Below are 24332 nucleotides of genomic sequence, written 5' to 3'. Positions count from 1 at the left end.
GGGCGGGCCGTTGAGGCGCTTGACATCAGCGCAGTGCTTGCTTTCCCGGCGATGCTATTTCCTCCCGCCGTGCATCGGGCAAACAAAAAGCCGCTGCACTTTCGTGCAACGGCTTGTGTTTTGGTGCCCAGGAGAAGACTCGAACTTCCACGATGTTACTCGCTAGTACCTGAAACTAGTGCGTCTACCAATTCCGCCACCTGGGCTTTCAGGATGCATGAATTATAGCGGTGCACCGAAGGCGGTTTTGGACAAAACCCCAATTATTTTTCAAAAAAGATAGCTGGTGGCGCTTGCTGGCTGTGCGCCACTGGTCAAAAGGAGCAGTGCCACAAGCAGAAAAGCCGCTGCACGGTGTGTGCAGCGGCTTGCTGTTTGGTGCCCAGGAGAAGACTCGAACTTCCACGATGTTACTCGCTAGTACCTGAAACTAGTGCGTCTACCAATTCCGCCACCTGGGCTTTCAGGAAGGCTGAATTATAGAGTGATTTTTTGGCACTGCAGCAGAAAAACCGGAAATTATGCGAGCGGGTAACTTGCGCTGGCAGGGGCATGGCCCGGGGTGTGGGCGGGTAAAGAAAAAGCCGCTGCACTTGCGTGCAACGGCTTGTATGTTGGTGCCCAAGAGAAGACTCGAACTTCCACGGAGTTACCCGCTAGTACCTGAAACTAGTGCGTCTACCAATTCCGCCACCTGGGCTTGTGATTCAGAGCCAGGCTCTTCGTCAACTTTCCTGAAAACCGCTGTTTGTTTGGTAAGTGAAGACCGATATTTCACCGTTTTCACAAAACAAGTAATTACTTGTCGTTAAACTTGGTGCCCAGGAGAGGACTCGAACCTCCACGGAGTTACCCGCTAGTACCTGAAACTAGTGCGTCTACCAATTCCGCCACCTGGGCATTTCAGGAAAGAATGCGATTGTATATCAAAAAAACGGCTGCCAACACAGGAGCAGATAATTTGTCAGAAGAAATTGAAGGTGTAGTCCAAGGCCACCGTGAAGGCCACGGCTTCGTGATCCGGGATGACAACGAGAGCGACATCTATATACCGGCCAACGAAATGCGCGCAGTACTGCACCGCGACAGGGTCCGCGCCCGTATCGTGCGCACTGATCGCAAAGGCCGTCCGGAAGGCCGCATTGTAGAAATCATCGAGCGTCCCCCGCACCCCATCATTGGCCGTCTGCTGCAGGAAAGCGGTGTGTGGCTGGTTGCCCCTGAAGACAAGCGCTACGGGCAGGACATCCTCATTCCCGGCGGTGCCATCGGCGCAGCCAAGACCGGCCAGGTCGTGGTGGTCGAGTTGACCGAGCCGCCTGCGCTGTTCGGTCAGCCCGTGGGACGCGTGGTGGAGGTGCTGGGCGAGATCGACGACCCCGGCATGGAAATCGAAATTGCCGTGCGCAAGTATGGCGTGCCGCATGAGTTTTCGGACGAGTGCCTGGCTCTTGCCAAGAAGCTGCCCGACAAGGTGCGCGCGGCGGACCGCAAGGACCGGGTCGACCTGACTGATATTCCGCTGGTGACCATCGATGGTGAGGACGCGCGCGATTTTGACGATGCCGTCTATTGCGAGCCGATGCGCATCGGCCGCACCAAGGGGTGGCGCCTTCTGGTGGCGATTGCCGATGTCAGCCACTATGTGCAGACCGGCAATGCCATCGATGTGGATGCCTACGACCGCGCTACCAGTGTGTACTTTCCGCGCCGCGTGATTCCGATGCTGCCCGAGAAGCTCAGCAATGGTCTGTGCTCGCTCAATCCGGATGTGGAGCGCCTGTGCATGGTGGCCGACATGGTGGTTACTGCCGGTGGTGATATCCATGCCTACCAGTTCTACCCGGCGGTGATGCATAGCCATGCACGCTTTACCTATACCGAGGTGGCGGCCATCCTGGCCAACACGCGCGGACAGGAAGCCATGAAGCGCCAGGAGCGCGTACCGGATCTGCTGAACTTGCACGACGTGTACAAGGCCTTGCTCGCTGCGCGCGGACGCCGTGGTGCCGTGGATTTCGAGACGACGGAAACCCAGATCGTCTGCGATGAGAGCGGTCGTATCGAAAAAATCGTGCCGCGCACGCGCACCGAGGCGCACCGCCTGATCGAAGAAGCCATGCTCGCGGCCAATGTCTGCGCGGCCGATTTCATTCAGGAAAGCGGCCAGCCGGGATTGTTCCGCGTGCACGAAGGCCCGACTCCGGAGAAGCAGGACATTCTGCGCGGCTACCTTAAGGCCATGGGTGTGGGCATGTCGATCAGCGATGATCCGCAGCCTGCCGAATTCCAGGCCATTGCGCAGGCCACCAAGGACCGCCCGGACGCGCAACAGATCCACACCATGCTGCTGCGCTCCATGCAGCAGGCGATCTATACGCCGATCAACAGCGGCCACTTTGGCCTGGGGTACGAGGCGTACACGCATTTCACCAGTCCGATCCGGCGCTACCCGGATCTGCTGGTGCACCGGGTCATCAAATCCATCCTGGCGGGCAAGCGCTACCAGTTACCGGCGCTGCCGACGCCGGGCGAGGCCGAAGCCAAGCTGGCCAAGCGCCTGGCCTCGCGGGTGGCCGCTCCCACCAAGCAGCTGGCACAGCGCACGCAGCGCGTTTCGCGCGAAACGCAGGCCTGGGAGGCGGCCGGCCTGCACTGCAGCGCCAACGAGCGTCGTGCCGATGAGGCGAGCCGTGATGTAGAGGCCTGGCTCAAGTGCAAATACATGCGCGAGCATCTGGGCGAGGAATACAGTGGCGTGGTCTCGGCAGTCACTACGTTTGGCCTGTTCGTCACGCTGGATCAGCTGTATGTGGAGGGCTTGATCCACATCAGCGAACTGGGTGGTGATTACTTCCGCTTCGATGAAATGCGGCAGGAATTGCGCGGTGAGCGCACCGGCATCCGCTACACCATCGGCACCCGCCTGCAGATCCAGGTCAGCCGTGTGGATCTGGATGCGCGCAAGATCGACTTCCGCCTTGTGCATGAGGGTGAAGACGCAGCGGCATCTGCGCCGCGTTCGGCCAAATCTACCAAATCGGCCAAGGCGCGCCAGCGCGATGCTGCTGCAGAAGGGCAACCAGGCCGTGGCCTGCGCAGCGGCAGTGACGAGGCTTACGCCGCCCAGCGGGCCGGGGTCAAGCGATCCAAGGCGGCCTCGCGCGAAGCGGGCAATGCGCGCCGTCAGGATCAGCGCAATGCCGGCACCAAGCAGGCTGCCAAAAAAGCGGCTCGCAAAGGCCGGCGCTGATGCGCTGAGCGCAGCGTGTGCGCCACTATGATGCGAGCCAGGTCACCTATTGGAGGTGACCTGGCTTTTTTATTGCTTTTATTGAATAGACAACAACAAGGAGTACAAGACCATGACCAACCCAACCCGCAAGATTGCCGTGGTGACCGGTGCAGGCACCGGTATTGGCCGCGCTGCCGCATTGGCCTTGATGAACGATGGCTGGGCCGTGGTGCTGGCGGGCCGCCGCCCCGAGCCGCTGCAAGAGGTAGCCAGCCACGCCAAGGATGCCGATCAGGTGCTGGTAGTGCCGACCGATGTAGCGGACCCGGTGGCGGTGAAGGCGCTGTTCGATGCTGCGGTGGAGCGTTTTGGCCGGGTGGACATGCTGTTCAACAACGCTGGCCGAGGCGCACCGGCCGTTCCCATTGACGAGTTGCCCGTCGAGACCTGGAACGATGTGGTGAATGTGAACCTGAACGGCATGTTCTACTGCCTGCAGCAGGCCTTCCGCGTGATGCGCCACCAATCGCCCATGGGTGGGCGCATCATCAACAACGGCTCCATCTCGGCGCACACGCCGCGCCCCATGTCGATTGCCTATACATCGACCAAGCATGCGGTGGCGGGGCTGACCAAGACTGCATCGCTCGACGGCCGCAGGTACGACATCGCCGTGGGCCAGATCGATGTGGGAAATGCAGGCACTGAGCTGGCCATGCGCATGACACAAGGCGTGATGCAGGCCTACGGCGAGATTGCGCCTGAGCCGTTGATGGATGTGGATGTGGTGGGGCAGTCCGTGCTGTACATGGCCAATCTGCCGCTGGAATGCAATGTGCTCTTCCACACCGTGATGGCAACCAAGATGCCTTTCGTGGGGCGTGGTTGAGAGGTGATTGGGCGGGGTGAGCCCTGGGCTGAATGTCTGAAACAGGAGCTATTGGCGCTTTCTGGTATTGGGATTCAGTGCGTTTTACCTTTGAAATCATTGTGGGGAAAGCGCTGGCAGCTATGATTTTTTCATGCTCTCAATAGCGCTTGACGCAACTCAAGATCCAGACTGGCGGGGCAGTGCCTCTGCCAAGCGAGAAGCGGTCAGCGTGGGTTGTGTGGGGTGGTGAAGATCCCAGGTGTCTGCCACATGGCCGTGCAGCCACACTGCATTCAGAACCCGTTGCCAGGCGTGCTGCCACGCAGGGTTCTGGGTCTTGTAGGCTTCGCTTTCCAGGCCGGCAAGCTGTGCGGCGATGCACCCGGCCAGTACGTCGCCGGTGCCGCCGATGGCCAGTCGGGCATTGCCGCTGTGGTTGATGGCGTAGCTTCCATCAGGCGTGGCAATCACGGTGCCGCTGCCCTTGAGTACCACGATGCATTGCCATTGCCGTGCGGCCCGACACGCTGCATTGATCCGGTCCGCCTGGATGGCGGCAGTCGTGCAGGCCAACAGCCGTGCCAATTCCAGCGGATGGGGGGTCAGCACGGTGGCGCCACGGGCGGTGCGCGCCGCCAGTGCCTGTTGTAGCGCAGGAGAGGCCGCGATGGCGTTGAGCGCGTCGGCATCCAGCACCACAGGCCCGCTGCGCGCCAGAACCTGTGGCAGCACGGCTGCAATGGCCGTGCCGCCGCCGCACCCGCAGGCCAGCGCGCCGCGCTGGGCCAGCAGCCCATCCAGGCCGCGCACCATGATGTCGGGGGCCAGAGTGCTTGGGCAGGCGCCCGTGCTGCCAATGAGATGCAGCATCACGCGGCCTGCTCCGCTGTGCAGGGCAGCACTGGTGGCCAGCAGGGCGGCGCCTTCCATGCCTGGAGCCCCTCCCAGCACGCCCACATCGCCAAACTGGCCTTTGTGGGTGTTCTGTGCCTGTGGGCTTTGCCGATTGTGGGTCACTAGGTAAGCAGAGGGAGTGCTGCATGCCAAATCGGCCGCCGGGGCATATCTGTTGGGCGAAGAGCTGTCAATTTTTATAGCATTACTGCCGCCCCGCAATGGCGCGACCCAGACTTCGCCTGCCCAATCCCGGCCCTGGTGGGTGAACAGCCCTGGTTTGAGGCCGAGCATGCTGAGCGTAAAACGCCGCCCCCGTGGCGCAGACGGCGCAAGCGCCGCAAATGCGGGGGCCAGTGCGCCGGTATCGCACAGCAGGCCGGACGGCGTGTCCACACTCAGCACATCGCTTTTGGTGTGGAGCAGGGTATGCACGCAGCGCGCGGCGGTTGAGTCGGGCTGTAGTTCCATGCCACTGCGCAGCCCGATGCCCCAGAGGGCATCGATTGCCAGGTCGTAGTGGGGCGGTAGTTCACTGCTGATGGCCAGCCCGGCTGCGCGGGCACGTTGCAAGGCGTGTGTGGCGTCTTCTGGCAGGGTCTTGCCTTCTGCCTGCAACAAGGTGACATGAATGACCTTGCCTGCAGCAGCCAGATGCACTGCTGCCTCCAGTCCGTCACCGCCGTTGTTGCCGGGGCCGCAGGCGAGCCAGATGGTTCGGGCATGCGGAGCCAGGGCCAGCGCGAGGCGGGCAGTGGCTTCGCCAGCACGCTGCATCAAGGTATAGGGTGGCAGATGCGCTGCCAGGGCCTGCTCGGCAATGCGAGTTTGCTCCGCATTCAGTAGCGTTGGATAACTGCCGTCAAGGCAGGAAGGGGCAGCTTGTGTGGTGGGTGCCATGCACTATCGTAGCGCGGCACCGGGTGGTCGGGTGTGAGCCCGTCCAGGCTTCAGTCGAAACGGCCTAGTGCAAAGGTCGCGGCATCGACCGAGGTCGCTTGCCCCATGACGAGCTGACGCACGTGGTGGGCGCAGCCCATGGACAGTCCCCAGCCATAGCCGCCATGCGCTGCGTTGATCCAGACACCTGGCGCGCCAGCGGCGCCCATCACCGGCAGGCCGTCAGGAACGGTCATGCGAGCGCCACGCCAGATCTGCAGCACCGACTGGCTGCGCTGAATGCTGCCGGGAAACCATTCGAGCAGCACGCTGATGAGCTGGTGACGGGCTTCCTCGGTGCGCTCCGGACTGCCCTGGCAGCCCAGCTCGGCACCGCCGCTGATGCGCAGACGGGTGCCTTGCCGGGTCAATACCATGCTGTTTTCGAGATCGATGATCGAGCCGCGCGGTGCCAGCGACTGCTCGGCAATCTGGATGCTGGCGCTGTAGCCATGGATGGGCGCGGCTGGCAGGCGGATGCCAACTGCCTGCAGCAACTGCGTGGTGTGCTCGCCCGTACACAGAACCACGGCGTCATGGTCGTGCTCGCCAGCGCTGGTGATCAGGCGCACTCCCTGGTTCTGCGGCTGGATGCGGGTGATGGCATGTTGCGTGAGCAACTGCAGTCCATGGCCTTGCAGCGCCTGCAGAAGGCCTTGAGAGAACAGCCGCCCATTGCCGGCCCAGGCTTGGGGCAGGTGCAGGGCCCCTGTCATGCGGATCTCGGTGGCGAGCCCGGGCTCCAGTGCACGGGCTTCGGCTTCGGTGCATTGCTTGTAATCCACATGCGCGGCCGAAAGGCGTCGTGTCAGCTCATAGAGCGCGGCTGCATTGGGCTCCTTGCGCAGCGGCAGCAACAGGCCGGCATTGAACTGGGCTTCGATATCGAACAGTTCCTGCGCATGCTGGAGGCGCTGCATGGACAGCAGCTCCAGCGCTTGCAGGGCGTCGATGGATTCGATGTCGATGTGCTTCTTTGCGATGGACTGGTATTTGCGAGCCCAGCGGCGGCTCGCGGACAGCAGGTTGCCGTGGACGTCCAGCTCGGCAAATACGGGCCGGTGCAGCCCCAGGCGCAAGACGTGCTGGAAGGCGGTGGCGCCCCAAGGGTTGATCACACAGGGCCACATGAGGCCGGACGGGGCGAAGCTCGCTTCCTCGCCAGCAGTACGGTGCTGCTCGTAGATGCAGACCTCGTTTCCGGCTTCCATCAGTTCAAAAGCGGTAGCAATACCCGCTATGCCTGCACCAACGACTGCAATTTTCATAGATGCCAATAGACCGGCCGGTTCGATTTTTTGGGAGCGTGCCTACGTTCTCAGAATGCGCGCCGGCTGCAAGAAATTGCAACATTGGTGCATTCCACTACCAGATTGTGCCCAGATTTTGGGTCATCCAAATCAAGCGAGGATGGATTGTTCATTGAAATTCACAATCGAAGGGGGTGGCTCGGAACGGGCTTCTCGGCGCTTCCTAGGAATATGCTAGAATCCTAGGGTTTTGCCGAATGCCGTGCACATGGTGTGCCTGTGTTTTTGGCGAAACAAATCGCAAACCCGTCCGCCAAGGTGTTGCTAAGCCGCTTGCGGTGCATGCAATTGTTGGACGGGATTTTAGACCTAACCTTCGGAGAAGACTATGTCCGTTACGATGCGCGAGATGCTGGAAGCCGGCGTCCACTTTGGCCACCAAACCCGTTTCTGGAACCCCAAGATGGGCCAGTACATTTTCGGTAGCCGCAACAAGATTCACATCATCAACCTGGAAAAGAGCCTGCCCCTGTTCCAGGAAGCCCAGAAGTTCGTCAAGCAATTGTCGGCAAACCGTGGCACCATCCTGATGGTTGGCACCAAGCGCCAAGCGCGCGAAACCCTGGCTGCTGAAGCTCAGCGCGCAGGCGTTCCTTATGTCGACCAGCGCTGGCTGGGCGGCATGCTGACCAACTTCAAGACCGTGAAGACCTCGATCAAGCGTCTGAAGGACATGAAGGCTCAGCAGGAAGCCGGTCTGGAATCGATGAGCAAGAAGGAACAGCTGATGTTCTCGCGCGAACTGGAAAAGCTCGAGAAGGACATCGGCGGTATCCAGGACATGAACGCTCTGCCTGATGCCATCTTCGTGATCGACGTGGGCTACCACAAGATTGCGATCGCCGAAGCCAAGAAGCTGGGCATTCCTCTGATCGGTGTGGTGGATACCAACCACAACCCAGAAGGCATCGACTATGTGATCCCTGGTAACGATGACTCTGCCAAGGCTGTGGAACTGTACGCCCGCGGTATCGCTGACGCGATCCTGGAAGGTCGTGCGAACGCCGTGACCGAAGTGGTCAAGGCTGTTTCCGGCGAAGAAGGCGACGAGTTTGTGGAAGTGGAAAATTCCGCTGCTTGATCCACAGGGCTGCCCTCAGGGTCGCGAATGAAAAGCGGGGCTCCTCACTGGCCCCCTTTTTTTTACCTACGTTTCCAATCATCCAATTGAACTGAATACGGAGAATCAAAATGGCAATTACCGCAAGCATGGTGGCAGAACTGCGCGCTAAGACCGACGCGCCCATGATGGAATGCAAGAAGGCACTCACCGAGGCTGATGGCGACATGGCCAAGGCTGAAGAATTGCTGCGCGTCAAGCTGGGTACCAAGGCTGGCAAGGCTGCTTCGCGTATTGCTGCAGAAGGCGTGATCGCCGCGTTCGTAAATGGCAACGAAGGCGCCATGATCGAAGTCAACAGCGAAACCGACTTCGTGTCCAAGAACGACAGCTTCATCTCCATGGCCAACGCAGCGGCCAAGCTGGTGACGGAAAAGAATCCTGCTGACGTGGAAGCACTGGGCGCTCTGGCCTACGAACAGGACACCTTTGGCCCTACGCTGGAAGACGTGCGCAAGGGCCTGATCGGCAAGATCGGTGAGAACATGTCCTTCCGTCGCTTCAAGCGTTTCTCGGGCAGCAACTTGGCTGTGTACCTGCACGGCACCCGTATCGGTGTGATGGTCGAATACGAAGGTGACGCCCAGGCTGCCAAGGATGTGGCCATGCACGTGGCTGCGATGAAGCCAGTGGCTTTGAGCTCGGACGACGTGCCTGCCGACCTGATTGAAAAAGAGCGCAGCGTGGCGCTGGCCAAGGCCCAGGAATCGGGCAAGCCAGCAGATATCGCTGCCAAGATGGTTGAAGGCTCGGTGCAGAAGTACCTCAAGGAAGTCTCGCTGTACAACCAGGTGTTTGTGAAGGCCGCTGACGGCAAGCAAACCGTGGAACAGATGCTCAAGGCTGCCAACACCAAGATCAGCTCGTTCACGCTGTACGTGGTGGGTGAAGGCATTGAGAAGAAGGTTGATGACTTCGCCGCTGAAGTGGCCGCACAGGTTGCGGCTGCCAAGGGCCAGTAATCATCCTGACAAAGGGGCTTAGGCCCCTTTGTTTCACCTGTCGTTTTTGCATACCACCACCTTCCGGAGCTTTCACCATGTCCAACAGCCCAGCCCACAAGCGCATTCTTCTCAAACTCTCTGGTGAGGCCCTGATGGGTGATGACGCGTTCGGTATCAACCGTGCCACCATCGTCCGCATGGTCGAAGAGATCGCGGAAGTCACTCGCCTGGGTGTGGAAGTGGCGGTGGTGATCGGTGGTGGCAATATCTTCCGTGGCGTGGCGGGTGGCTCGGTCGGCATGGACCGTGCAACTGCCGACTACATGGGTATGCTGGCCACGGTAATGAACGCGCTGGCACTGGCCGATGCCATGGACAAGCAGGGCTTGACGGCGCGGGTGATGTCGGCCATTGGTATCGAGCAGGTGGTGGAGCCTTATGTGCGCCCCAAGGCACTGCAGTATCTGGAAGAAGGCAAGGTGGTGGTGTTTGCTGCTGGTACCGGCAACCCGTTTTTCACCACCGATACCGCAGCGGCATTGCGTGGTGCTGAAATTGGCGCAGAATTGGTGCTCAAGGCCACCAAGGTCGATGGTGTGTACACCGCAGATCCGATGAAGGATCCAACGGCCACCCGCTATACTCAATTGACGTTTGACGAGGCCATGGGCCGCAATCTGGGCATCATGGATGCGACTGCTTTTGCATTGTGCCGCGACCAGAAACTGCCGATCCGCGTCTTCTCGATCGTCAAGAGCGGCGCGCTCAAGCGCGTGGTCATGGGTGAGGATGAGGGTACGCTCGTTTACGCGTAATGGATGTACGCTGTTCTGAACATGCGCGGTATTGAGGAGTAGAGAATGACAATCGCTGAAATCAAGAAGAATCTCGAAGGCAAGATGGACCAGTCGATCGCGGCCTTCAAAAACAATCTGACCAAGATCCGCACTGGCCGCGCCAATCCTGCGCTGCTCGACACCATCCACGTCGATTACTACGGCTCGATGGTTCCCCTGTCGCAGGTCGCGAATGTGGCCTTGATCGACAGCCGCACCATCAGCGTCACGCCATGGGAAAAGAACATGGCGGCGAAGATCGAAAAGGCTATCCGCGAAAGCGAGTTGGGCCTCAACCCTGCTGCCATGGGTGACCTGATCCGCGTTCCCATGCCTCCGATGAGCGAAGAGCGCCGCAAGGAAATGACCAAGCTGGTCAAGGCCGAAGGCGAAAACGCCAAGATCGCTGTGCGCAACCTGCGTCGTGATGCCAATGAAGGCGTCAAGAAGCTGGTCAAGGACAAGGAAGCGTCGGAAGACGATCAAAAACGCTCGGAAGCCGATGTGCAGAAGATCACTGACAAGCACATTGTGCTGATTGACCAGTTGGTGGTGGAAAAAGAAAAAGACATCATGGCGGTCTAAGCCTTGGTGCGTATCGCATGAAGTCTGCTGTCATTCCGCACCATATTGCCATCGTCATGGATGGCAATGGGCGATGGGCCAAGCGCCGGTTTCTGCCACGTCTGGCCGGCCACAAGCAAGGGGTGGAGTCGCTGCGCCGCTGCGCCAAGGCATGCGCAGAGCGTGGTGTGAAGGTGCTCACGGTCTTTGCCTTTTCGTCGGAAAACTGGAACCGGCCGACCGATGAGGTCGATGGCCTGATGCAGTTGCTGGCCGGTGCGCTGGCAAAGGAAGTTCCCTCGCTGGCGCGCGATGGCATCCGCCTGTTTTTTGTGGGGGAGCGAGCCTCGCTTTCCGCCAAGGTGCAAGCGGGTCTCGTTCAGGCGGAAGCGGCCACCGCCAGCAATGACCGCATGGTGCTCAACGTCTGCTTCAACTATGGCGGGCGCTGGGATATTGCGCAGGCTGCAGCCAAGCTGCAGGTGGCAGGCGCTGCGATCACCGAGGCATCCATGGCGCAGGCCATGGCCCTGGCCCATGTGCCTGATCCGGATCTGCTGATCCGTACCGGCGGAGAGATGCGCATCAGCAACTTCCTGTTGTGGCAGGCGGCCTACTCGGAACTGATTTTCAGTGACAAGTGGTGGCCTGATTTTGATGAACAGGCTCTGGATGCATCGATTGCCGAGTTCAACCAGCGTGAACGCAGGTTCGGCAAGACTTCCGAACAAGTCTCCCCGGTGCAGGCAGTGTGACAGTGTGATCGTGAGCGGTGGATTGCCACCGCTTTTTTACTGGAGAAGCCATTTGCTCAAGCAACGCGTCATCACCGCCATCGTTCTCTTGCTGGTATTGATTCCGGCGATTTTTGCAGGCAGTCCTTTGCCATTTGCCGCCCTGATGTTGCTGGCCATGGGGGCTGCAGCCTGGGAGTGGGCGCGCTTGAATGGCTTGAAGGGGGGGGCGAGCTATGCAGTAGCCGCAGCTTGTCTGGCGCTATGTGGGCTTGCCTGGCAACAGGGCTGGACGCAGGCTGCTTTGCCTGCGCTGTGGCTGGCCGCTGGCGCTGTGTGGGTACTGATGGCCGCCTATCTGCTCAAGGCGGGCGTGGCCGGTTGGCCGCATATTGCGCGCTCCGTCCGGATTGTCGTCGGCGTACTGGCCCTGTGGGCCGCATGGCTTGCGGTGGCGCAGGCCAAGTGGATCGGAGTCAACTTCCTCCTGTCAGTCTTTGCGCTGGTGTGGGTGGCTGATATTGGCGCCTATTTTGCAGGCCGTGCTTTTGGGCTGCGCTTTACCCGGAGCAAGCTGGCTCCGGCCATCAGCCCCGGTAAAAGCTGGGAGGGTGTGTGGGGCGGAGCGCTTGGCGTGCTGGTTCTGGCAGGGCTGTGGTGCGTGGCGGATCGCCATTTTGGTGCAGCAGTACCGAGCCTGTATTCGCGCCTGTGGGCATTCTCGCCCTGGCTGATGGTGGTGGCCTGCGTGTTTCTGGCTGGAATGAGCGTGGCGGGCGATCTGGTGGAGTCCCTGGTCAAGCGCAGTGCTGGCATGAAGGACAGCAGCAATCTGCTGCCTGGCCATGGTGGTGTGCTGGACCGCATTGATGCTCTGCTGCCTACGCTGCCGCTGGCAATGATGCTGCTGCAATTTTTGGATAAGTGAATTCCGCAATGACCATGCAAGTAACCGTCCTCGGATCGACGGGCTCGATTGGAACCAATACTCTGGATGTGGTTGCGCGCCATCCGGATCTCTATCAGGTGTTTGCGCTCAGCGCGCATTCCCAGGTGGATTTGCTGCTGGCGCAGTGCCTACAGTTCAAGCCGCGTTTTGCGGTGATGACCAGCGCGTTCCATGCCCGGGATCTTCGTGATCGTCTGGCCCAGGCAGGTTGCCGGACCGAGGTGCTGGACGGGATCGATGCCCTGGAGCAGATTGCCTCTCATCCCGATGTTGATGCCGTGATGGCTGCCATTGTGGGTGCGGCTGGCCTGCGGCCTGCGGTGGCTGCTGCCCGGGCGGGCAAACGGCTGCTGCTGGCCAACAAGGAGGCTCTGGTTGTTGGCGGCCAGGTTTTCATGGATGCAGTGGCCCAGGGTGGCGCAACATTGCTGCCGATCGACAGCGAGCATTCGGCCATTTTTCAGTGCCTGCCAGAAGACGCCAGCGTGTGGCCGCAACGCGTGGATCACATCGTTCTCACCGCATCGGGCGGACCGTTTCGCACCCGTGAGCCTTCCAGCCTGCGGGATGTGACCCCGCAGCAGGCATGCAACCACCCCAATTTCTCGATGGGCAGAAAGATTTCCATCGATTCGGCCACGATGATGAACAAGGCGCTGGAGGTGATCGAGGCGCGTTGGCTGTTCAACATGCGGCCCGAGCAGATCAAGGTGGTGATCCATCCGCAGCAGATCGTGCATTCGATGGTGCAGTTCAATGACGCGTCGATCCTGGCGCAACTGGGTACGCCTGACATGCGTGTGCCCATTGCCTGTGGCCTGGCGTGGCCCGAGCGCGTGGAGAGCGGTGCTGCGCCGCTGGATTTTTCGAAGCTGGCAGCGCTCACCTTTGAGGAGGCGGACGCGCAGCGTTTCCCGGGGCTGCACCTGTCATGGCAGGCATTGCGGGCTCCAGAGGGCACGACTACCGTATTGAACGCTGCCAATGAAGTGGCGGTTGCTGCGTTTCTGGGTGGACGCATGCGTTTCGACCAGATCTACCATGTCAACGCGCAGGTGCTGGAAGGTATGCAGCCGCAGTCGCCCGATTGCGTGGAGGGCTTGCTGGCGCTGGATGCTGAAGTGCGCTCCTACGCTGAAGGTGTCATCACCGCTTGCGCGGCATGAGCGAGAATGCCCGACGAGACTGAGGTCGTCTCTATAAAAAAGAGAGCAGCTTGCGCTTGATATCTCCAGGTTTCAATATGTTTTATGCCTGGAATGGAGTGAAGGGTTGCGCAGCAAGCTATGATTTTTATACTTTGACAGCAAGGACTTGAGCAATGTTGACCGTTGTTGCATTTGTCGTTGCACTGGCCATTCTGATTGCCGTGCATGAGTACGGCCACTACCGGGTGGCAGTCGCCTGCGGCGTGAAGGTGCTGCGTTTTTCCATCGGCTTTGGCAAGCCTTTGCTGCGCTGGCAGAAGAAGGGCGCTGATACCGAATTTGTCATTGGTGCTATCCCCTTGGGTGGCTATGTGCGGATGCTGGATGAGCGCGAAGCGCCTGTGGCCGCCGAAGAGCGCCACCTCGCTTTCAACACGCAGCCGCTGCGCTCGCGTGCCGCCATTGTTGCCGCAGGGCCTCTGGCCAACCTGCTGCTGGCCATCGTTTTGTATGCATGTGTCAACTGGATGGGGGTGCGTGAGCCAGCTGCCATCGTTGGTGCACCACCTCCTGCCAGCTTGCTGGCGCAGGCGGGCGTGCAAGGTGGCGAAAAGGTTGTGGCGATGGCTCTGGATGGTGAGGAGCAGCAGCCTGTGCGCTCGCTGGAAGATCTGCGTTGGTTTGTGGCCCAGGCGGCGCTGAACGGCAAGGATGTAGTGCTGGGCATTGTGCCGGGTATGGGGGCGGGCGTTGCGCCACGCGCTGGTGGTGCGCAGCGTGAGTACCGGCTGCCTCTGTCTCGCCTGGATGCTGCGGACGCGGACGCCAAACTGCTCGAAAAGATTGGCCTGACCCATCCGTGGACCGAGGCGGTGCTGGGCGATCTGGAGCCCGGCAGTGCCGCAGAGAAATCGCAACTGCGCAAGGGCGACGAGGTGCTGGCGATTGATGGGGTGGCTGTTGGAGATGGTGGTCAACTGCGCAGCATGATTCGTGCCTCGGGTAAGGATCAGGTGCCTGCCTTGCAGGACTGGTTGGTCTTGCGTGATGGTGCGCAGATCCATGTCCCGGTGCAACTGGTTCAGAGTGAAGACGGTGGCGCCCGGATTGGCCGCCTGGGCGCCTACATCGGAGCGCCCGTCGCCATGGTGAATGTGCGCTACGGGCCTTGGGAAGGTTTTGCCAAAGGCGTGCAGAAAACCTGGGAGGTTTCTGCGCTCACCATCAAGATGATGGGCAAGATGGTCATCGGTCAGGCATCGCTGCAGAACATCAGCGGTCCATTGACGATTGCCGAATACGCAGGCAAGTCTGCGCAGATCGGCTTGACGCAATACATTGCTTTTCTGGCATTGATCAGTGTCAGCCTGGGTGTGCTGAACCTGCTGCCGCTGCCCGTTCTGGATGGCGGACACCTGATGTATTATCTTTGGGAAGCCATCACCGGCAAGCCACCTACTGCGCAATGGCTGGAGCGCTTGCAAAAAGGCGGTGTCGCTGTCCTGCTGCTCATGATGTGCATTGCGTTCTTTAACGATTTGTCTCGGCTATTGGGCTGAAATTCGCGGCTCTACTGCATAATGGGCGGCTCTTGTTGCTATCACAAATGACATATTCCATTCCTACATCGCTTCTTCGCAAGACCACTGCCGCGGCTGCGCTGATGCTGATTGCCAAGCTGTCTTGGGCGCTGGACCCGTTCACCATTCAGGATATTCGCGTCGAAGGCCTGCAACGTGTGGAGCCTGGAACCATTTTTGCCTCCATGCCCCTGCATGTGGGAGATGACTACAACGACGAAAAAGGCTCGGCAGCCATTCGTTCGCTGTTTGCGCTCGGCCTTTTCAAGGATGTGCGCCTGGAAGCCAACGGCAGCGTTCTCGTGGTCGTGGTGGAAGAGCGTCCCACGATTGCAAACGTCGATTTCCTGGGTACCAAGGAATTTGACAAGGACGCGATGAAAAAAGCCATGCGTGATGTGGGCCTGACAGAAGGGCGCCCGTACGACAAGGCCTTGACCGACCGCGCCGAGCAGGAACTTAAGCGCCAGTACATCAACAAGAGCATGTACGCCGCGGATGTGGTGACCACGGTGACGCCGATCGAGCGCAACCGCGTCAACCTGACATTCACGGTGACCGAGGGCGAAGCTGCCAAGATCAAGGAAATCCACATTTCGGGTAACCGCGATTTCAAGGAATCGACGCTGACGGATCTGTTCGACCAGGATACCGGTGGCTGGCTCAGCTGGTATACCAAGAGCGACCGCTATTCCAGCTCCAAGTTCAACGCCGATCTGGAAACGCTGAAGTCGTTCTATCTGTCGCGTGGCTACCTGGAGTTCCGCATCGACTCGACCGAAGTGTCGATCTCGCCGGACAAGGAGCGCATCTCGATCAACCTGCAGGTGCATGAAGGCCCCAAGTTTGTAGTCTCCGGCGTCAAGCTGGAAGGCAATTACCTGGACCGCGACGATGAGTTCAAATCGCTGGTGTCCATCAAGCCCGGCGAACCCTACAACGCCGACCGCGTGACCGAGACCACCAAGCGTTTCACCGACCATTTTGGTAGCTTTGGCTATGCGTTTGCACGCGTTGAGGCGGTGCCGGAGATCGATCGCGAGAACAACCGAGTCGAGTTGGTGCTGAAGGCAGAACCATCGCGCCGTGCCTATGTGCGCCGTGTGAACATTGCAGGCAACAACCGCACCCGTGATGAAGTGGTACGCCGCGAAATCCGCCAGTACGAAGCTTCGTGGTACGACTCGGACAAGATCAAGCTCTCGCGTGACCGCGTGGACCGCCTGGGCTTCTTCAACGATGTCTCGGTCGACACCCAGGAAGTGCCCGGCGCGCCGGACCAGGTGGACGTGAACATGACCGTGCAGGAAAAGCCGACCGGCTCGCTGCAGTTGGGTGCTGGCTACTCCAGCGCCGAAAAGGTCTCGCTCACCTTCGGTATCAAGCAGGAAAACGTGTTTGGTTCCGGCAATTACCTGGGCGTGGACGTCAACACCAGCAAGTTCCACCGAACCCTGGTGGTGAGCACCACCGATCCGTACTTCACCAAGGACGGTATCTCGCGTACCTACGACCTGTACTACCGCACCGACCGCCCGTATGACGAGCAGGGTGGCAATTACCAGATCGTGACGACGGGTGGCAGCGTGCGTTTTGGTATTCCTTTCAGCGAATCCGACACGGTATACGTGGGTGGCGGTCTGGAACACACCAAGATCAAGCTGGGCACCAACATGCCCGCTGCCTACCTGGATTACGCCATGCGCTATGGCAATACCAGCCTGAACTTCCCGCTGACGGTGGGGTGGTCGCGCGATAGCCGTGACAGCGCCCTGGCGCCAAACTCGGGACGTTTCCAGAAGCTCAATTCAGAATGGTCGCTGTTCGGTGATGCCCGCTATCTCAAGGCCAATTACCAGATCCAGCAGTACCTGCCTCTGAACAAGCGCTACACGATTGCGCTCAATGGCGAGGTGGGCTGGGGCAAGGGCATGGGCGGCAAGGCATTCCCTGTGTTCAAGAACTACTTCTCCGGTGGCCTGGGCTCAGTGCGCGGCTTCGAGCAAAATACGCTGGGCCCGCGTGACGTGACGGGCGCCACCTTGGGTGGTCCGAAGAAGGTCACCTTGAACGCAGAGTTCATCGGCCCCATGCCTGGTACCGGCAATGACCGTACCTTCCGTTGGTTCGCATTCGTGGACGCCGGCAACGTCTGGGGTGATGAACAAGATCTGAAACTGAATGAAATGCGTGCATCTGCTGGTATCGGATTGAGCTGGATTTCCCCACTGGGGCCGCTGCGATTGGCGTATGCTCAACCGGTGCGTAAATTTACCGGCGATAAAATCCAGAAATTGCAATTCCAAATCGGAACATCCTTCTAATGAAAACCCTTTCTCGTCCCTTTCCGTTGGTTGTGTTGGCAGCTGCCCTGTCGTTTGGCGCTGCAGCACAGGCCCAAGAGTTCAAAGCTGGTTTTGTGAACACGGACCGCATCTTCCGCGAAGCCAATGCCGCCAAGGCAGCGCAGACCAAGCTGGAAGCCGAGTTCTCCAAGCGCGAAAAAGAATTGCTCGATCAAGGCAATTCCCTCAAGGCTGCCGGTGAGAAGTTCGAACGCGAAGCGCCCACCATGTCCGAGAGCCAGCGCGTGACGCGCCAGCGCCAGCTGGTGGATCAGGACCGTGAATTCCAGCGCAAGCGTCGTGAGTTCCAGGAAGACCTGGGCGCCCGCAAGAGCGAAGAGTTGGCTGCCGTGCTGGAGCGCGCCAACAAGGTCGTCAAGCAGGTTGCCGAGCAGGAAAAGTATGATGTGGTGCTGCAAGAGGCGGTCTACATCAATCCCAAGTACGACATCACCGAAAAGGTTCTCAAGGCCTTGAACGGCGCTCCTGCTGCCAAGTAAGCAGGGGGCGGTGTGAGCTTGCAGCTGGGACAGATTGTTGATGCCCTGGGCGGACGCCTGGAAAATGGTGACCGGCATCTGCAGATTGATGCCATTGCCTCGCTGGAAGATGCGGGCCCGCAGGACATCAGTTTTCTGAGTAACCCCAAGCTGCACCTGCAAATGCAGGCATCGCGTGCAGGCTGCGTGGCAGTCGGCCCACGTATGGAAGAAGAGGCGCGCAAGCGCCCTGGTGCCTATCTGGTGGTGGATGATCCCTACCTGTTCTTTGCCCGGCTGACCCAGTTGTGGCGCAGGCATCACCAGCTCAGGCCCGCGCCCGCTGGCGTGCATCCCTCTGCTGTGGTGGAAGAGGGCGCCCAGGTGCACCCAACGGCGTCCATCGGGCCGCTGTGCCATGTGGCCAGTGGTGCCGTGATCGGTGAAGAGACGGTATTGACCTCGCGTGTGACCGTGGGCGCTGGCTGCGTGCTTGGCTGCCGTGTGCTGGTGCAGCCCGGTGCTGTCATCGGCGGCGATGGCTTTGGCTTTGCCAACGACAAGGGGCGCTGGGTCAAGATCGAGCAGCTGGGTGGCGTGCGGATCGGTGACGATGTGGAAATCGGCGCCAACACCTGCATTGACCGTGGTGCGTTGCAAGACACGGTGATTGCGAACGGTGTGAAGATCGACAACCAGGTGCAGATAGGCCATAACGTCGAGATTGGCGAGAATTCGGCCATGGCGGGCTGCGTCGGCATTGCAGGAAGCGCCAAGATCGGGCGCCAATGCACGATCGGAGGGGCTGGAATGATCCTGGGTCACCTCGAAATCGCAGACAATGTGCATATTTCGGCGGCGACCGTGGTCAGCCGCTCAATCAAGCAGCCAGGGCACTACACCGGTTTCTTCCCTATCGACGACAATGGCCGCTGGGAAAAGAACGCCGCCACCTTAAAACATCTCCATGCATTGAGGGACCGCATCAAGGCCTTGGAGCAAACACAGAAAAACGGCTAAGCCGAGTTCACTATGATGGATATTCAAGGAATTCTCAAGCAACTGCCCCACCGCTACCCATTTTTGCTGGTGGATCGTGTGCAGGAGCTGGAGCGCAACACCCGCATCAGGGCGATCAAGAACGTCACGTTCAACGAGCCGTTTTTCACTGGCCATTTTCCTGGCCGCCCTGTCATGCCCGGCGTGCTGATCCTCGAAGCCCTGGCACAGGCTGCAGGCCTGCTGGCGTTCGACGCCATGGGGCAGGTTCCTGACGAGAACAATATCTACTACTTTGTCGGTATCGACTCGGCGCGTTTCAAGCGGCCGGTTGTGCCTGGAGACCAGCTCGTGCTGGAAATCACGATCGACCGCGTGCGCGGCGGTATCTGGAAGTTCAAAGGCGTCGCCAGCGTGGACGGTGAAGTGGCTGCCGAAGCCGAGCTGATGTGCACCATGCGTCACGTGGAATGACCGTCGATGACGGCTGTCAGTTCCATTCATCCCACCGCGATTGTTGACTCTGCGGCCCAGCTTCACCCTACGGTGACGGTTGGGCCGTATGCTGTTATCGGCCCACAGGTGCGTATCGGCGCCCACACAAGCATTGGCGCCCATTGCGTGATCGATGGCATCACCACTATCGGTGAGTCGAACCAGGTCCATTCGCACGCAGCCCTGGGCGGTGCACCGCAGGACAAGAAATATGCAGGTGAGCCCACCCGCCTGGAAATCGGCAACCGCAATACCATCCGAGAGTTCTGCACCTTCAACACGGGCACCATGCAGGACCAGGGTGTGACCCGCATCGGCGATGACAACTGGATCATGGCCTATGTGCATATTGCCCATGATTGCCAGGTGGGGAACAACACCATCCTCGCCAACAATGCAACGCTGGCAGGCCATGTGCAGGTGGCAGACTGGGCCATCATTGGCGGGCTGACCGGTGTGCACCAGTTCAGCAAGGTCGGCGCTCATGTGATGGCGGGCTTTGCCAGCCATATCAGCCAGGATGTGCCGCCCTTCACCATGGTGGATGGTCATCCGCTGGCTGTACGCGGGCTGAATCTGGAAGGATTGCGCCGCCGTGGTTTCAGTGCCGAGCGCCTGGCCGTCATCAAGCAGGTCTATCGGGTCTTGTACCGCAGCGGCCTGACCTTGCAGGCCGCCGTGGACGCCTTGCAGAATCTGCATGGCAGTTGCGAGCCTGAGGCGCAGGCCGATGTGCAACTGATGCTCGACTTTTTGGCGCAATCGACGCGCGGCATTGTGCGCTAGAGCGCAAGGCTGCCATGCAAGCTCCGTCTCATCCATTTCTGGCCATGGTCGCCGGGGAAACCTCTGGTGACCTGTTGGCGAGCCTGGTGCTCCAAGGTCTGCAGGCCGATTTTCCCGATCTCCATGCCGCTGGTATTGGCGGTCCGCGAATGGTGGCCCATGGTTTTGATGCCTGGTGGCCGAGCGAGCGCCTTGCCGTGCATGGCTATAGCGCCGAATTGATCAGGCGCATCTGGGGAATCCTGCGCATCCGCAAGCAACTGGTGCAGCGCCTGACGGCCCAGAAGCCACAGCTGTTCATGGGAATCGACGCACCCGACTTCAATCTGGGCGTTGAAGAGCGCTTGCGAGCGAATGGCATCAAGACCGTGCACTTCGTCTGCCCTTCCATTTGGGCCTGGCGGCCTGAGCGGGTGGAGAAGATCCGCCGCGCAGCAGACCATGTGCTCTGCATCTTTCCATTCGAGCCGGCCTTGCTCGCGCAGCACGGTATTGCGGCAACCTATGTGGGGCACCCGCTGGCCAATGTGATTCCGGTTGAGCCTGATCGCGGTGCGGCCCGTCGCAAGCTCGGGCTTGCCGAAGAGGGCGAAGTTCTGGCGGTGCTGCCAGGCAGCCGGGCATCGGAAGTCGGCTACATCGCCAAGCCGTTTTTTCAGGCGGCGGCTATGCTTTTGCGAGCACGCCCTTCGCTTACAATCCTGGTCCCTGCTGTTCCGGCTTTGCGTGCGCGTATTGACGCACTGGCTGCTGAGTGCGGGATATTGGATCGCATCAAGATTCTTGATGGCCAGTCGCACCTGGCGCTGGAAGCCTGCAACTGCACCCTGATTGCCAGCGGCACTGCCACCTTGGAAGCGGCGCTTTTCAAGCGCCCGATGGTCATCAGCTACCACATGCACCCCATCAGCTGGCGGCTGATGAAGCGCAAGCAATTGCAGCCCTGGGTGGGCTTGCCCAATATTCTGTGCCAAGATTTCGTGGTGCCCGAGTTGCTGCAAGATGCGGCGACGCCGCAGGCACTGGCCGATGCGGTTGCGCAGTGGCTGGATGCGCCTGTGCGCGATCCGTCACGACTCGCTTTGCTGGAGCAGCGTTTTTACGACCTGCACCTAGAATTGCGCAGGGATACACCGAAGCTTGCCACCGATGCCATCCAGAAAATACTTGCTGCCTGACCAGGCTCCTTTGCCATGGCATCCGCCAGGCCTGGTTGCGGGGGTGGATGAAGCCGGGCGAGGACCGCTTGCCGGGCCGGTGGTGGCTGCCGCAGTCATTCTGGATGAGCGCGCGCCGATTGAAGGATTGGCAGATTCCAAGAAATTGACGGCACTCAAGCGCGAAAAGCTCTACGACGAAATCCGCGCCAAGGCGCTGTGCTGCTCGATTGCTCTGGCCACGGTGGAAGAGGTGGATGCCCTCAACATCCTGCAGGCCACCATGCTGGCCATGCAACGCGCGGTTCTTGGGTTGCGGCTCAAGCCCGTGTGCGTTCTGGTGGATGGCAACCGGCTACCTCAACTCGATGTTCCAGCAGAGGCCATCGTCAAAGGCGATGCACTGGTACCTGCGATTTCGGCGGCATCCATTCTGGCGAAGGTGCATCGTGACCGCTGGTGCGAAGAGATTGATCGCGCCCATCCGCAATATGGCTTTGCTGCGCATAAGGGCTATGGCACAGCTTTGCACCTGGCTGCCTTGCATGCCTATGGTGCATGCCCCGAGCACCGCCGCACCTTTGCGCCGGTGGCTCAGGTATTGGCCATGAAACAAGGTGCCAGCGGTCTGGCCAAATGAATACATGCCTGAGCGAGCCTGCCGGCTTGCCGGGTCAAAGGAAGAGCTGTGCATACTGACAAACAGGCAACTTACATCCAGTCCCGCGACAATGCGCTCGTCAAGGAGCTGCGCCGCTTGATGGATGATGGCGCAGCCTATCGCAAGCAGGGCAGGGTCTGGATTGAAGGCGATCATTTGTGCCGAGCGGCACTGGCACGCGGCAAGCAGCCCTCCGTGGCAGTCTTTTCCGAGAAATTCTGGCAGACAGCGCCCGTTGAATATACGCGAGCTGCTCCTAAAAACATAGTCATCGAAGACGCCTTATATGCCGGCCTGTCGCCGCTGCCATCGCCTGCACCCTTTGGGTTTCTGATGGATTTGCCAGCAGAGGCTGTTTCTGCAGTGCATGGCAAGGCAGCTGTCGTGCTCGATCGGGTGCAGGATGCAGGCAATGTGGGCTCCATCCTGCGCAGTGCTTCGGCCTTCGGCTTTGGTCAGGTGATTGCCATCAAGGGTAGTGCGGCGCTGTGGGGTGCCAAGGTGCTGCGCGCAGGCATGGGGGCGCATTTTGCGCTGCATCTGGTGGAAAACGCTTCCGTCGAGGATGTGTTGGCGCTGCAGCAGCCGTTGCTGGTCACCAGTTCTCACCAGGGTGATTGGCTGCACAAGGCAACCTTGCCTTGGCCATGCACCTGGGTGATGGGCCATGAAGGGCAGGGAGTGTCTGTCGCGCTGCAGGAAGGAGCCCATCAGCACATCCGTATCACGCAGCCTGGTGGTGAGGAATCGCTGAACGTGGGTGCTGCCGCAGCCATTTGCCTGCATGCGAGCGCCGCCGCGCGCGCAAAATAATGCATCAAGTATCGGATATGCGCTTTGCGTTTTAAAATTACGATGTATACGCAATGTGTAGGTTAAAAACTGCGCAGAGTGTGTAATTTTTGCCCGAAAACCCCTGCAATCGGCACCTCTGCTGACTCAGGATGCAGCTTCCACGCTACAATGGGTGGCTTTCAAGTAATCACGTCGCCCGGCTGCACTCAAAGCAATCTCTCATAAGCACAGTCTTCATTGGCGGATCAAAGATCCGCCGAAGGCTCCGGGCGACCCGTAACCATCCGGAGAACCCAGTGTTTTTGTCTCAACAGGGCGCGTTTCCCCCCGCCATCCTGGCGCTCGCAGACGGCACGGTCTTTATTGGCAACTCGATTGGTGCGCAAGGCACCACGACCGGTGAGGTGGTGTTCAACACCGCCATGACCGGTTACCAGGAAATCCTTACCGACCCCAGCTACTGCCAGCAGATCGTGACGCTCACGTATCCGCACATCGGCAACTACGGGATCAACGCTGAGGATATTGAGTCCGACAAAGTCTATGCTGCAGGCTTGATCATCAAGAATCTGCCACTCCTGGCCAGCAACTTCCGCAGCACCGAAACGCTGTCTGCCTACCTCAAGCGCACCAAGACCGTTTCCATCGCCAACATCGATACCCGCAAGCTCACCCGCCTGCTGCGCGACAAGGGTGCGCAGAACGGCGCCATCGTGGGCCTGGCGGAGGGCGAAACCGTATCGCAGGCACGCATTGACGAAGCCATCGCCGCAGCCAAGGCCGCGCCCAGCATGAAAGGCCTGGATCTGGCCAAGGTGGTGAGTGTTGCCGAGGCCTACGAGTGGACGCAGACCGAATGGCAACTGGCCCGTGCCGACGGCACGCCGGGCTACGGCAAGCTGCAGAACCATGAATTCCATGTGGTCGCCTACGACTACGGCGTCAAGAGCAACATCCTGCGCATGCTGGCCGAGCGCGGCTGCCGTGTGACCGTGGTGCCTGCCCAGACCTCTGCCGCTGACGTGCTCAAGTACCAGCCCGACGGTGTCTTCTTGTCCAACGGCCCTGGTGACCCAGAGCCCTGCGATTACGCCATCGTGGCGGCGCGCGAGATCATGGACAGCGGCGTCCCCACGTTCGGCATCTGCCTGGGCCACCAGATCATGGCCCTGGCCGTGGGAGCCAAGACTTTCAAGATGCAGAACAGCCACCATGGCGCCAACCATCCGGTCAAGGATCTGGACAGCGGCCGCGTCTGCATCACCAGCCAGAACCATGGCTTTGCGGTCGATGTAGCCAGCTTGCCCGCCAACGCCCGCGCCACGCATGTCAGCCTGTTTGATGGCACCTTGCAGGGCATGGAGCGTACCGACAAGCCTGCCTTCTGCTTCCAGGGTCACCCAGAGGCATCGCCGGGGCCACATGATGTGTCGTATCTGTTCGACCGTTTTGTGAACCTCATGCGCAAGCACAAGAAGGTGTAAACACAGG

The 24332-nt window shown here is 59.9% G+C and carries 21 protein-coding genes and 4 tRNA genes; 19 read left to right on the top strand and 6 right to left on the bottom strand.

The window, feature by feature from the left end; all coding sequences use genetic code 11:
* Positions 1 to 121: 121 nt before the first annotated feature.
* The 4 genes from LAD35_RS14200 to LAD35_RS14185 form a co-directional block, all read right to left on the bottom strand.
* A tRNA-Leu gene (locus tag LAD35_RS14200) sits at positions 122 to 206 on the bottom strand.
* Between the two features lie 170 nt (positions 207 to 376).
* Positions 377 to 461: transfer RNA gene (locus tag LAD35_RS14195), tRNA-Leu, on the bottom strand.
* Positions 462 to 615: 154 nt separating this feature from the next.
* Positions 616 to 700: transfer RNA gene (locus LAD35_RS14190), tRNA-Leu, on the bottom strand.
* Between the two features lie 115 nt (positions 701 to 815).
* Positions 816 to 900, bottom strand: a tRNA-Leu gene (locus tag LAD35_RS14185).
* Between the two features lie 19 nt (positions 901 to 919).
* Here LAD35_RS14185 and rnr point away from each other — a divergent pair.
* Positions 920 to 3253, top strand: a complete 2334-nt coding sequence (rnr, locus tag LAD35_RS14180; RefSeq protein ID WP_377779518.1) for a ribonuclease R — start codon at positions 920 to 922, stop codon at positions 3251 to 3253.
* 112 nt (positions 3254 to 3365) lie between these two features.
* Complete coding sequence (locus tag LAD35_RS14175) at positions 3366 to 4124, top strand: SDR family oxidoreductase (protein ID WP_224149673.1); 759 nt, start codon at positions 3366 to 3368, stop codon at positions 4122 to 4124.
* A 159-nt stretch (positions 4125 to 4283) separates the two neighbouring features.
* Here the strand turns inward: LAD35_RS14175 and LAD35_RS14170 are convergent, their stop codons facing one another.
* Both LAD35_RS14170 and LAD35_RS14165 read right to left on the bottom strand, forming a co-directional pair.
* Positions 4284 to 5900 (bottom strand): NAD(P)H-hydrate dehydratase, encoded by a 1617-nt coding sequence (locus tag LAD35_RS14170; protein WP_224149672.1) that lies wholly within the window; start codon positions 5898 to 5900, stop codon positions 4284 to 4286.
* A 50-nt stretch (positions 5901 to 5950) separates the two neighbouring features.
* Positions 5951 to 7207 carry an NAD(P)/FAD-dependent oxidoreductase gene (locus tag LAD35_RS14165; protein ID WP_224149671.1) on the bottom strand — a complete coding sequence of 419 codons (1257 nt, stop codon included), beginning with the start codon at positions 7205 to 7207 and terminating at the stop codon, positions 5951 to 5953.
* A 370-nt stretch (positions 7208 to 7577) separates the two neighbouring features.
* On the opposite strand from LAD35_RS14165, the gene rpsB reads away from it, so the two are divergent.
* From rpsB to carA, 17 genes are all read left to right on the top strand, one after another.
* On the top strand, positions 7578 to 8330 hold the full coding sequence (gene rpsB, locus LAD35_RS14160) for a 30S ribosomal protein S2 (RefSeq protein WP_224149670.1): 753 nt from the start codon (positions 7578 to 7580) through the stop codon (positions 8328 to 8330).
* A 110-nt stretch (positions 8331 to 8440) separates the two neighbouring features.
* Positions 8441 to 9331 carry a translation elongation factor Ts gene (tsf, locus tag LAD35_RS14155; RefSeq protein ID WP_224149669.1) on the top strand — a complete coding sequence of 297 codons (891 nt, stop codon included), beginning with the start codon at positions 8441 to 8443 and terminating at the stop codon, positions 9329 to 9331.
* A 77-nt stretch (positions 9332 to 9408) separates the two neighbouring features.
* The gene (pyrH, locus tag LAD35_RS14150; protein ID WP_224149668.1) at positions 9409 to 10128 is read left to right on the top strand and encodes a UMP kinase; all 720 of its coding nucleotides are present in this window, start codon (positions 9409 to 9411) and stop codon (positions 10126 to 10128) included.
* A gap of 45 nt (positions 10129 to 10173) precedes the next feature.
* Entirely contained in the window at positions 10174 to 10734 is a 561-nt protein-coding gene (gene frr, locus LAD35_RS14145) for a ribosome recycling factor (RefSeq protein ID WP_224149667.1), read from the top strand.
* Between the two features lie 17 nt (positions 10735 to 10751).
* Entirely contained in the window at positions 10752 to 11468 is a 717-nt protein-coding gene (uppS, locus tag LAD35_RS14140) for a polyprenyl diphosphate synthase (protein ID WP_224149666.1), read from the top strand.
* Positions 11469 to 11520: 52 nt separating this feature from the next.
* A complete protein-coding gene (locus LAD35_RS14135; protein WP_224149665.1) occupies positions 11521 to 12375 on the top strand; it encodes a phosphatidate cytidylyltransferase in 855 nt (284 codons plus the stop codon).
* An 8-nt stretch (positions 12376 to 12383) separates the two neighbouring features.
* Positions 12384 to 13562: a 1-deoxy-D-xylulose-5-phosphate reductoisomerase gene (gene ispC, locus LAD35_RS14130; protein ID WP_224149664.1), complete on the top strand. Its 1179-nt coding sequence runs from the start codon at positions 12384 to 12386 to the stop codon at positions 13560 to 13562.
* A 155-nt stretch (positions 13563 to 13717) separates the two neighbouring features.
* On the top strand, positions 13718 to 15103 hold the full coding sequence (gene rseP / locus LAD35_RS14125) for an RIP metalloprotease RseP (RefSeq protein ID WP_224149663.1): 1386 nt from the start codon (positions 13718 to 13720) through the stop codon (positions 15101 to 15103).
* A 104-nt stretch (positions 15104 to 15207) separates the two neighbouring features.
* On the top strand, positions 15208 to 17448 hold the full coding sequence (gene bamA / locus LAD35_RS14120) for an outer membrane protein assembly factor BamA (RefSeq protein WP_377779517.1): 2241 nt from the start codon (positions 15208 to 15210) through the stop codon (positions 17446 to 17448).
* Positions 17448 to 17969, top strand: coding sequence for an OmpH family outer membrane protein (locus tag LAD35_RS14115; RefSeq protein WP_224149661.1), 522 nt, complete (start codon positions 17448 to 17450; stop codon positions 17967 to 17969). Before bamA ends, LAD35_RS14115 begins: the two co-directional genes overlap by 1 nt.
* Before the next feature lie 12 nt (positions 17970 to 17981).
* Positions 17982 to 18968, top strand: a complete 987-nt coding sequence (gene lpxD, locus LAD35_RS14110; RefSeq protein WP_224149660.1) for a UDP-3-O-(3-hydroxymyristoyl)glucosamine N-acyltransferase — start codon at positions 17982 to 17984, stop codon at positions 18966 to 18968.
* 12 nt (positions 18969 to 18980) lie between these two features.
* Positions 18981 to 19421: a 3-hydroxyacyl-ACP dehydratase FabZ gene (gene fabZ, locus LAD35_RS14105; RefSeq protein WP_184708138.1), complete on the top strand. Its 441-nt coding sequence runs from the start codon at positions 18981 to 18983 to the stop codon at positions 19419 to 19421.
* A gap of 6 nt (positions 19422 to 19427) precedes the next feature.
* Positions 19428 to 20228, top strand: a complete 801-nt coding sequence (lpxA, locus tag LAD35_RS14100) for an acyl-ACP--UDP-N-acetylglucosamine O-acyltransferase (protein ID WP_224149659.1) — start codon at positions 19428 to 19430, stop codon at positions 20226 to 20228.
* 14 nt (positions 20229 to 20242) lie between these two features.
* A complete protein-coding gene (lpxB, locus tag LAD35_RS14095; protein WP_224149658.1) occupies positions 20243 to 21406 on the top strand; it encodes a lipid-A-disaccharide synthase in 1164 nt (387 codons plus the stop codon).
* Positions 21378 to 22025, top strand: coding sequence for a ribonuclease HII (gene rnhB / locus LAD35_RS14090; protein ID WP_224149657.1), 648 nt, complete (start codon positions 21378 to 21380; stop codon positions 22023 to 22025). The genes lpxB and rnhB overlap by 29 nt, the downstream gene beginning before the upstream one ends.
* 48 nt (positions 22026 to 22073) lie before the next feature.
* Positions 22074 to 22859: a TrmH family RNA methyltransferase gene (locus tag LAD35_RS14085; RefSeq protein WP_377779508.1), complete on the top strand. Its 786-nt coding sequence runs from the start codon at positions 22074 to 22076 to the stop codon at positions 22857 to 22859.
* Between the two features lie 278 nt (positions 22860 to 23137).
* Complete coding sequence (gene carA / locus LAD35_RS14080; protein WP_224149656.1) at positions 23138 to 24325, top strand: glutamine-hydrolyzing carbamoyl-phosphate synthase small subunit; 1188 nt, start codon at positions 23138 to 23140, stop codon at positions 24323 to 24325.
* The last annotated feature ends 7 nt before the right edge of the window (positions 24326 to 24332 follow it).

Source organism: Comamonas odontotermitis (genome assembly GCF_020080045.1).
GTDB lineage: Bacteria > Pseudomonadota > Gammaproteobacteria > Burkholderiales > Burkholderiaceae_C > Comamonas > Comamonas odontotermitis.
The sequence above is the reverse complement of the archived record's forward strand: the minus strand, read 5'-3'. Positions and strand labels throughout refer to the sequence as shown.